A 9,406-nucleotide genomic window follows, 5' to 3' on the forward strand; every position below is an offset into this window, starting at 1 on the left:
CAGATCCTTACTGAATACCGGCTCTACCATAATCTCATTCAGGTGAGGGTCTGCAAGTCAAAAAGCGGTCGTTTCCTCTATCAGATCGGTACAATCCCTCTCAGCACCGAAGAAAAACTCGTTCTCGTGGGAGCAAAAAAGGAGGATGAAAAACGAAGCGGACTTAAATCTAACGGCGGGAGGGCAGTCCGTCTCTCATCTGATGAATTTTCCAGATATCTGGCTGATACCTACCCCCTGATTCCTGATGAACGACACCACCTCCTCTATATTGCATTATCATTTTCTCTGGATCCGGTAAGATGGATACGTCTCCTCATATCTGATCGCCAGGTAACCAGATTCAGATGCACCCATCCGGATGGATATATTACGGTCTGGCATACAGAGACTACCCGGGAAGTAATCGGATGCCTGAAACCAAAACGTGCAGACCTTAACCGGTTAGCAGACTTCTTAATCAGATCTTCAGGGAAGGATATTAATCCTGACGATACCGGGATTAATTTGGCATTCAAGACCGGTGAGACAGTAATTCTCAACCGGATAATGGATGATGAAGGGCATTATTATCGAATTGATTTCAGAAAGACAAAAGCCGTTTCAGATACCCGGAATTCAATGCCAGGTACAAAGGCTGCCCGGGTCAGGGTTTCGGGTCAGGTACAAAAAACATTAGTGCCAGATCCAAGGATCGATGAACTGATCTCAACGATATTCCTGCGCGAAGGAATATCCGAAAAGGGTCACCCTGAATCAACCGGTGCTACCAACCAGGATCCTGCTTCTGATTCTCCCAAGGGCCTTTCTCATTTTGTTGCTTCGATTAAGGCAGGATTTCAGACAATCAACTCGCTCGGTTCACGAAGGAAAGATCCTGAACCTGAAGAACCTCCGGTTCCTGAAACACCCCAGGTTCCCAATATCCTGAACATTCAAACAGGAGAAGGATGTACCGCTGAAGAGGCATACTGGCTCTATCAGCCCCATTCCTACGTTGCGATTACCCTGGATACTGACAAGGAACGGGTATACCGGGTCATCGAACCTGAACTCTCACCGCGTGAACGGATTATCCTGGAAGAAACTCACGAAACGCTTCGTGATGTCCTGGTATATGATAAACCGGTGACCAAGGGAGAACTCTTTCTCGACTATGAGGAAGTAGCCAAAGTGGTCAGAACCTATGATCCAAAGATCAGTGATGACCGCCTCTCGGTGCTTTACTATTACCTTCGGAGGAATCTGAACGGATACGGGAAGATCGACCCGCTGATGTATGATGAACTGCTGGAAGATATCTCCTGTAACGGACATGATCTCCCGGTGTATGTACACCACCGGTATTATGGAAGCATTCCGACCTCTATCAGGTTTGAATCTGAAGAACTGAACCGATTTGTACTTAAACTCTCACAGAAAGCAGACAAACAGGTATCCCTGACCTCACCGTTGCTTGATGCTTCCCTTCCCAATGGTTCGAGAGCTCAGATCACCTATTCTGACGTGGTGTCTACCAAAGGAAGTTCGTTCACCATCAGGAAGTTCCGTTCTGATCCGATGACCCCGGCGACTCTGCTCTCTTTCGGGACATACAGCGATGAACTTCTGGCATTCATCTGGCTGGCACTTGAGAACCGGCAAAGTATGATCGTGGTAGGAGGAACAGCCAGCGGAAAGACCTCAGCGATGAATGCATTCTCTTTCTTTATTCCCCATAATTCCAAGATCGTCTCACTGGAAGACACCAGAGAGATCCAGATCCCCCAGAAGAACTGGCTGCCGGTACAGACCAGGACCGCTAACACCTTTAATGATCGGGGGAGTGTGGATCTCTTTGATCTGCTCAAGGCATCGCTCCGACAGCGGCCTGAATACATCATCGTCGGAGAAGTACGTGGGAGTGAAGCTCAAACACTGTTTCAGGCGATGAACAGTGGCCATACTACCGTCTCCACGTTGCATGCCGGAAATATCGAAGAAGCACTCAATCGTCTTACGAACGAGCCGATTAATGTGCCTCCTGCAATGTTTGGTGCTCTGAATCTGATGGTTATCCAGACGTTCCATTACCGGGATGGCCGGATGATCCGTCGATGTGATGCAATTCATGAGATCGTACTTGGAGAAGGCGATAAGGTAAAATGGAACACACTTTTTGAATACGAACCCCAGGATGATTCGTTTAAACGGGTTTATAAGAAATCCAAAACGTTGCAGACGATTCAGTACATGCATAACTGGAGTGATGATGAGATCAGGTATCATCTGGATATAAGGGCAGCATTCCTCGCACGGCTAAAAAATCAGCATAGTACCAACCCAGAAGTGTTGATTCAGATGATTACCGATCTACGGAGAATGGCATGATTATCATCACTCCCCGCCAGGTGGAAGCCTGGATGAAAGGAACCACCCTTCGGAAATCAATCCGGGCATCCCATCTCCCGTACTCGCAGTACTCGTATTTCATGATGATGCTGAAATACTGCATTCTTTCAACAGGTGTGTTTATTGCTATCGCAGCATTTCTGCTCTTCACCAACTTTCAACTGATGCCTGATAAACCTGATAATATTCTCAATAATAATATCTTGCTCATCATCATTCTGTTCATCTTTCTGGTGCCAGGGGTCTTCATCGGTATCTTTACCTATCCGGGAACTGTTGCAGCAGGTCGTAAATCATCGATCGACCTCGATCTTCCGTATGCAATTACGTATATGCAGGCACTCTCCATGACCATGACCCTGTATAATGTCCTCAGGAAGATCTACGAGGCCGATGACCTTTTCGGGGAGGTGGGGAAAGAGTTCGGGCTGATTGTGCGGGATGTCGAGGTATTTGGAGACGATCTATACACTGCTATCAGAAATCTGCAGGCAGTAACCCCGTCAAAGAACCTTGAAGAGTTTCTCAATGATCTGCTGCTCCTCTCAAACAGCGGTGGGGATGTAACCAATTTCCTCTCGTCCAGGTCTGCATATTTCAGAGAGTCAGCTGCCCGAGAACTTGAGAACATTCTGAAGACTATTGAGATCATGGCTGAGGTGTATGTGACTGCGTTTGTTGCCGGTCCGATCACCATGATCATCATCATCGTGGCACAGAACCTGGGTGGAAAATCAGATCTTGCAGGATATATGCCGATTATCATCCTCGGACTTGCCCTGGGGTCGATGGGAATGATTTACATCCTGTACCTGATGCTTCCTACCATCAAGATGGATATCACCCGGAAACCAATCGAAGATACTGAGTTTGGTGATATTTCCATCGAAGATGTGGACTTCTCCAAAGTAGACAAGAATTTTCTAAAAAAGATTGAAGCAAAACGGAAACGTTTCAAACTTGAAAATCTCCTGAAAAATCCGGCACGAGCGTATATCTCCAATTATGATTACAGTATCGTGCTCGGAGTGGTATGTGCAGGAATTGTCTCTGCATTATACTATTTCGGGCAGCTTGATTTGTGGATTCCCGGGATGTGTCTTGAAGCCTTCATCAGTCTGCTCATTATTGCTGCCCTTGCTCCGGGTTCCCTTGCATATGAAGGCAGAAGTTGGTTTGTCAATAACGTGGAGAGCCATACTCCGGAGTTTCTTCGCCAGCTCGTGGACATGAAAGATGTCGGAGTAACCCTCCAGAGTGCAATCGGGATGATCTCAAATTCCAAACTCGGGGTACTTTCTCAGGAGCTGGTAATGACTTCGGAGGATATCAGGAGGGGATCAACCACTATTAACGCACTGGTCAGGATGGAGGACCGTATCGGTCTGGTCTCGGTAAAACGTGCAATGTCACTCCTCGTAAAAGCAAGTGAGGTGACCGACTACATCAAGGATGTTCTGATTATCGCGATCAATGACTTTGAACATTATCTGAAACTGAAGAAAGACCGGTTCAATATTGCGATCACCTATGTCATGATCGTCTATCTCGCAGTGGGAATTTACATGTATACTGCGTATTCCCTCAATGTATCGTTCATTTCTTCATTCAGCAGTTTTAATATCACATTTGATACTGCCGGAAACCTGACCGACATGTTCAGAATAGGCCTCGTACTCGGGTTTTTCTCCGGACTCATGGCTGGCCAGTTATCAGCAAATAGTATACTTGCAGGACTGAAACATGCAATATTGCTCGTGCTTGGATGCTTTGTCCTCTTTATGTATATTATTCCGTATCAGATGGATCTGCTTCATACGGCAGCTGCCGCTGCTGCTGCAAATGCAACGGCAGGTGCATGATGGTACAAAAAGAATCTGCGGTATCGGCAGTGATTGGTGAGGTCCTGATGATTGCACTGGTCTTGATTCTGGTCCCGATAGTGACCATAAGCCTCCTGAATCAGTTACCAGAGGACCGTGTTCCAACCGTGACTATCAAGATGGGATCGTTGAGCCAGTCCGGAGAACTCCATCTTTATCACAAAGGTGGCGATTGGATCAAAAGAGAGCAGATCCTGATTACCTGTAACGGGGTCGAGAATAGATCATGGGAGTCAGGATTTACGAATCTGACGTTTGACCTTGGAGATAATCTCACCCTTTCGGGAATATCTCAGGATACAAGAATCACTTTTGTCGCAAGAAATGCGGTGATATTCAGTGGGGTAGCCAGATCATGAGGGATGATGCGGTCTCTCCGATAGTAGCTTTTATGCTCCTGCTCATGATCGTTGTCTCGGTAATCTCAGTGCTGAATGCATATTATATCCCATCCCTAAAACAGCAGTCAGAGATTCAACATTTGCACGCAGTAGAAGAAAGTTTCACGAAGTTATCTGCCGATATTCTCCAGGTATTGACATTCAGACAGAATATCTCCATGAAAGAGCCGGTGCAACTTGGAGGTGGTGAAGCAATGTTCTCTTCGATCAAGTCATCCGGGTATCTCGAAGTGAATACCAGTCTTCAGGAGGTTCCACTGTCCAGTGTCTTGGTCATGGTAGATTCAACGCAGGCCATGAAGTGTGATATTAACCGCTCACAGATATTGTATCATCCGGTTGGAAATTTCTGGGTTGGACAGGGTTACGTCTGGGAAGACGGGGTACTTACCGTTTCCAAAGGTAATCGTAAGACATTTCTCCAATATGGAGATGATGCGGATACTAAAAGTGCATCAGAGAGAAATGACTACTACGAGATGCTAGCACCACGAATTGACATTAAAGAGCATGATAATAACATCACGAATATTACCATCGACCTCATAAATCTGGAGAATGCTCCTTCCTATAGAGCAGTAAATGGCAATGGAGGGGGATTGGTTGAGATTGAACTCAATCAATCGAAAACATGTGAAGGGTTGTTAAACAACACTACAATCCTGACATTTCAGAGTGATACACGAACCCAGGATATTATCGGAGTGAATTCTACGATTTATAACAAATTTACAGATTATTCCAGATTTAATATGGCCTTAACCGGTACTAGTGATAATTACACCCTGGCATTACCTTCGAGTGCTCACGGGATTATTCCAGATTCAAAATTTGCTAAATTTCAGATTACCATGTGGAACCTTTCATTCCGAGTCCATTAATTCAGATTCCCTTTCCCTTAACATATAACCAATTCAACATTCATCAATCGTTTTGGTATTATCAAATGCACAAACGTAAGATTTCATAATATTGAAATAGTTGATAAACATACTAACTGCATGCGATGGTGTCAACCAGAGAGAAGAAGCATCTGGTCTACCCTTACAATATCCAGAACATGTTAGATGATCCAATCCATTACCGATAGACACCATTTGGGCGAACACTCGTACATTGTCCAGACACCATCGCTTTCTACTTCTTCTCCCAGTATGCTGATGATCTCCTGTTCACGTAATAAAATGTCAGGAGATGATGATCAGCGCCAAGGTAAAATGACAATGATCAGAAAACCTTGTCTGAAACCATCCCCGGGTCTGTGAGAATAGAGGGGAAGAGTTGCAGATCTTCACTGTTTCCTATCAGAACTGATAATTCTTGGTCAGATGGGCGGACAGATCGTAATCATTTCACGAGCGATACCCCACAAACACGGCTGCAATCTCATTTTTGTATGGCATTAAGACCCGGGGAAAACCAGCATCTTTTATTTTGTTATAAAACCCGGGGACAGTCTCCATATCAGGAAAGTTCTCGTTTCGCGAATGAATCATCTTGTCTGACTCTTCTGTGGTCATCCCCGCTTGACTCATCCAACTGACCCAGCGATCCTGATATATCGCTTCAACTTCCAAAGAATCCGGCCTGATAATATCCCCGCAGATGAATTTTCCATTCGGAGATAATGCCTCATATATCCGTTTCAGGAGAACAAGCCTGTCTTTTTCCGGAATATGATGGAGGCAGAGTGTTGTCATGATGACATCATACTTGGTAGCCGGCCAGGGATCTCTGATGTCCTGCTCGATTATCGCGACAGCATTCAGTTCAGGTTTCTGACTGGCACACCGGATCATATCAGGCGAATGATCGATACAGGTGATGAGTGCCTGGGGATTAGCCGCACAAATTTTAGACGTCGCATATCCGGTACCAGAGCCTAATTCAAGAATGGAAATCGGACCCTCCGGGATGAATGAAATACAACTGTCGAAAAAGCGATCACTCATCGGAAGAATTGCATCGATCCGGTTATCGTATGCTAATACCATGGAGAGATAATGTTCATGATCAGAACTTGCTGATTTGTTGTACATAACATCACGTTTCATAATTGAAGTCACGATCGAGAAAATGAAGCACGCAAATTCATATGAATATTACTTTAGTATTATTAAGATGAATATTTATTACAATGAAATGGCATGAGCACTGTCACTATATGGAGCTCCCGCGTGATTATTCAGCCACGGATCTTGCACGATTTCACGGCCATCTGGGTCCGTTTATTGTTTTAGGCTACCGGATGGGCAGGCGTGCTCTGAAAGAACTTGGTGGCGATCCATTCTCACTTAACGCACAGGTGTACTGCACCGGTGTCACCCCCCAGTCATGTCTGGCTGACGGGGTACAACTGGGAAGCGGATGCACGCTTGGAAAGGGCAATATCGAAATTATCAGATCTGACACCATCGTCTGCCTTTTTTCAGCAGGTGAGAAAAAAGTCAAATTCACTCCGCTCCCCCTCAAAACGCTGGATCAGCAGGATCCTGAGTATGAACTCACCATCGAACGGTATGCCGAATCGCTCTATCATCTTCCTGATGAGGAACTCTTTAAGGTTGAGATCTCGTGACCGTTCAGGAGAGCTGCTCACTCATCGATCTCAAGGATGTCTGGACTACCTATGAAGGTGCCAGTTGCCCGGTCATTAAAGGAGTATCTTTTACGATCAAAGCCGGAGAATTTGTAGTCATCGGTGGGCCAAACGGGGCAGGGAAAACCACCCTTCTTGAGGCGATAACCGGACTTCTTCCGCTCGTCCGGGGAACGGTGACGGTCTGTGGGAAGGGAGTACCACACGAGGGAACCACGGTCAGGTGCAATGTGGGATATGTCATCCAGAACTTTGATTTTCACCCGTTCACCCCGTACACGGTAGAAGAAGTTGTCAGAATGGGAAGATATGGTCGCATTGGGTGGTTTAAAAGAGAATCAAAAGAAGATTTCGAAGTTGCACAGGATGCAATGAGAAAACTTGGAATTGAGCACCTCAAAGATGAATTGATCGGAAAACTATCAGGCGGACAACAGCAAAAAGTCCTTATTGCCCATAATCTGGCGAAAAAACCATCAATTCTCCTTCTCGATGAACCATTCAGTAACCTGGATCTCATCACCCGTGATGAGGTCTCTTCCCTCCTCTGTCAGGTCTGTGATTCAGGAGTCCCGGTACTGATGGTCTCCCATGCCTTTGACAGTCTTCCTGATCGCGACATCAGGGTTCTTGTAATGCAGGGAGGACATATGGTTCTGGATAGCCACTCTGCAGCCGGGAATGTCGCTGATCTGATTCGTTCTGTTCCGGTGGCCGGGTAATGCTTGAGTTCCTGATCCCGAATAACGTCCTGTGTCATGCGGTTGAGGCAATGTTTTTTGCTTCAATCGGATGTGCAATTTTGAGTGTCCTCATTACTCAGATGAACATCGCATCCATCGGTTTTACGATGTCTCATGCAGCATTTGCCGGAGGAGCTGCCGGAGTCTTCTTCGGACTTCCGATGATGATATCTGCCACTGCACTCAGTGTGCTGACTGCTCTGGTGATGGGGCCGCTCAGTTACCGGACCCGGATGCACACTGATACCACGCTCGGGGTGCTCTTTGGAACCATGATGGCACTGGCCATATTTTTTATTGCACTGATGCAGTCAACAGGACGTGGCTTTGATGCCAGTGCCCTTTTGTATGGAAATGTGGTCTCATTATACCGGGAGGAGATCTATGCTCTGGCCCTCATCATGTTGGTGATCATTCTGCTGATAACGCTCTTCAGCAAAGAGATCACTGCAATCACGTTTCACCGGAAGATGGCTGAGATCAGTGGGATCCGTGTTCAGCCGGTATATTATCTGTTACTGCTCCTCATCGCGATTATGGTGGCCCTCTGCCTTCCGATCGTCGGCGGGTTGCTCCTGTATGTATGGCTGGTTACCCCTGCAGCCATCGCCTACCAGTTTTGCGCAACGATTCGGCAGATGTTTATCGCTGCTCCGATTGTCGCGGCATGCACCAGTGTCATCGGTGCTTTTGTGGGGATCACATACTCACTCCCGGTTGGCCCACTCACTGCAGTGCTCTTCTCGGGAGTGTTTGTGAGTGCCGTCGCATTGTCTCCAAAAAGAAGAGTGAAGAATCAGACTTATTAATATCAATGAATGATACGTAATACTATGAGACAACTTCTCTACCTTTTTACCCTTTTCGCACTCCTGATGGGAATTCCCGCAGTCAGTGCGTTGGATGTGGTTACCACAACGAGCGTCCTCTGGGATCCGGTCAGTCAGATCGGAGGGGATGCAGTGAATGTAGTATATATCGCAGATCCTACCGTCTGCCCTCATTTACAAGGGGACATTCTGCCTGGACTTCTCCAGAAGAATGCAGATGCACTGAAGTCACCTGATCTCTTCCTTGCACATAACAGTAGTATGGATACGGCTGCCATGGCTGCTATTGAGAAGTTCAGGGATTCTAACGGATATGGGAAGACAACCTGGAAGATCCTGAAACCCAATACCGAATGGAACACTCCGGAATCTGCAGAAGCACTTGCTGATACCGTACTGGGCTGGCTCAAGGCAGTTGATCCCAAGAACGCTGACACGTACACTGCAAATGCTGAGAAGTATAAGGCAGAGATAGCAAAAGCAGTGAACCTTACCGATGAGGAAAAGGTTCAGCTTGCATCTAAACATGCGATTGTGATGGCATGGCAGAAAGAGCCGG

At 46.4% G+C, this 9,406-nt stretch carries 9 protein-coding genes; 8 read left to right on the forward strand and 1 reads right to left on the reverse strand.

The features are described from left to right. The 4 genes from LUQ50_RS05380 to LUQ50_RS05395 all read left to right on the forward strand — a co-directional run. Positions 1-2,370, forward strand: a 2,370-nt coding sequence (locus LUQ50_RS05380; protein WP_367278964.1) for a type II/IV secretion system ATPase subunit, incomplete at its 5' end; no start/stop codon positions are given. Continuing rightward, the gene (locus LUQ50_RS05385; protein WP_300037322.1) at positions 2,367-4,253 is read left to right on the forward strand and encodes a type II secretion system F family protein; all 1,887 of its coding nucleotides are present in this window, start codon (positions 2,367-2,369) and stop codon (positions 4,251-4,253) included. The genes LUQ50_RS05380 and LUQ50_RS05385, both read left to right, overlap by 4 nt. After that, positions 4,250-4,633: a type IV pilin N-terminal domain-containing protein gene (locus LUQ50_RS05390; RefSeq protein WP_300037325.1), complete on the forward strand. Its 384-nt coding sequence runs from the start codon at positions 4,250-4,252 to the stop codon at positions 4,631-4,633. The genes LUQ50_RS05385 and LUQ50_RS05390 overlap by 4 nt, the downstream gene beginning before the upstream one ends. Next, positions 4,630-5,556 carry a hypothetical protein gene (locus tag LUQ50_RS05395; protein WP_300037328.1) on the forward strand — a complete coding sequence of 309 codons (927 nt, stop codon included), beginning with the start codon at positions 4,630-4,632 and terminating at the stop codon, positions 5,554-5,556. Before LUQ50_RS05390 ends, LUQ50_RS05395 begins: the two co-directional genes overlap by 4 nt. A 471-nt stretch (positions 5,557-6,027) precedes the next feature. On the opposite strand, the gene LUQ50_RS05400 is transcribed toward LUQ50_RS05395, so the two are convergent. Beyond that, positions 6,028-6,729, reverse strand: coding sequence for a trans-aconitate 2-methyltransferase (locus tag LUQ50_RS05400; RefSeq protein ID WP_300037331.1), 702 nt, complete (start codon positions 6,727-6,729; stop codon positions 6,028-6,030). Between the two features lie 83 nt (positions 6,730-6,812). Here LUQ50_RS05400 and LUQ50_RS05405 point away from each other — a divergent pair, with 83 nt between their 5' ends. The 4 genes from LUQ50_RS05405 to LUQ50_RS05420 form a co-directional block, all read left to right on the forward strand. Further along, the gene (locus LUQ50_RS05405; protein ID WP_300037334.1) at positions 6,813-7,253 is read left to right on the forward strand and encodes a formylmethanofuran dehydrogenase subunit E family protein; all 441 of its coding nucleotides are present in this window, start codon (positions 6,813-6,815) and stop codon (positions 7,251-7,253) included. Beyond that, a complete protein-coding gene (locus tag LUQ50_RS05410; protein ID WP_300037337.1) occupies positions 7,250-7,996 on the forward strand; it encodes a metal ABC transporter ATP-binding protein in 747 nt (248 codons plus the stop codon). The genes LUQ50_RS05405 and LUQ50_RS05410 overlap by 4 nt, the downstream gene beginning before the upstream one ends. Then, the gene (locus LUQ50_RS05415; RefSeq protein ID WP_300037340.1) at positions 7,996-8,826 is read left to right on the forward strand and encodes a metal ABC transporter permease; all 831 of its coding nucleotides are present in this window, start codon (positions 7,996-7,998) and stop codon (positions 8,824-8,826) included. The genes LUQ50_RS05410 and LUQ50_RS05415 overlap by 1 nt, the downstream gene beginning before the upstream one ends. 24 nt (positions 8,827-8,850) lie before the next feature. After that, the coding region (locus tag LUQ50_RS05420; RefSeq protein WP_300037343.1) for a metal ABC transporter substrate-binding protein at positions 8,851-9,406 on the forward strand (556 nt) is incomplete at its 3' end.

The sequence above is a fragment of the Methanospirillum sp. genome, from assembly GCF_028679455.1.
Classification (GTDB): domain Archaea; phylum Halobacteriota; class Methanomicrobia; order Methanomicrobiales; family Methanospirillaceae; genus Methanospirillum.

What these genes read in the sequence shown, in the direction of transcription:
- LUQ50_RS05390 (WP_300037325.1), top strand. Translation starts at nt 4,250, where the DNA reads ATGATGGTACAAAAAGAATCTGCGGTATCGGCAGTGATTGGTGAGGTC.
- LUQ50_RS05400 (WP_300037331.1), bottom strand. Translation starts at nt 6,729, where the DNA reads ATGAAACGTGATGTTATGTACAACAAATCAGCAAGTTCTGATCATGAA.
- LUQ50_RS05395 (WP_300037328.1), top strand. Translation starts at nt 4,630, where the DNA reads ATGAGGGATGATGCGGTCTCTCCGATAGTAGCTTTTATGCTCCTGCTC.
- LUQ50_RS05405 (WP_300037334.1), top strand. Translation starts at nt 6,813, where the DNA reads ATGAAATGGCATGAGCACTGTCACTATATGGAGCTCCCGCGTGATTAT.
- LUQ50_RS05385 (WP_300037322.1), top strand. Translation starts at nt 2,367, where the DNA reads ATGATTATCATCACTCCCCGCCAGGTGGAAGCCTGGATGAAAGGAACC.
- LUQ50_RS05415 (WP_300037340.1), top strand. Translation starts at nt 7,996, where the DNA reads ATGCTTGAGTTCCTGATCCCGAATAACGTCCTGTGTCATGCGGTTGAG.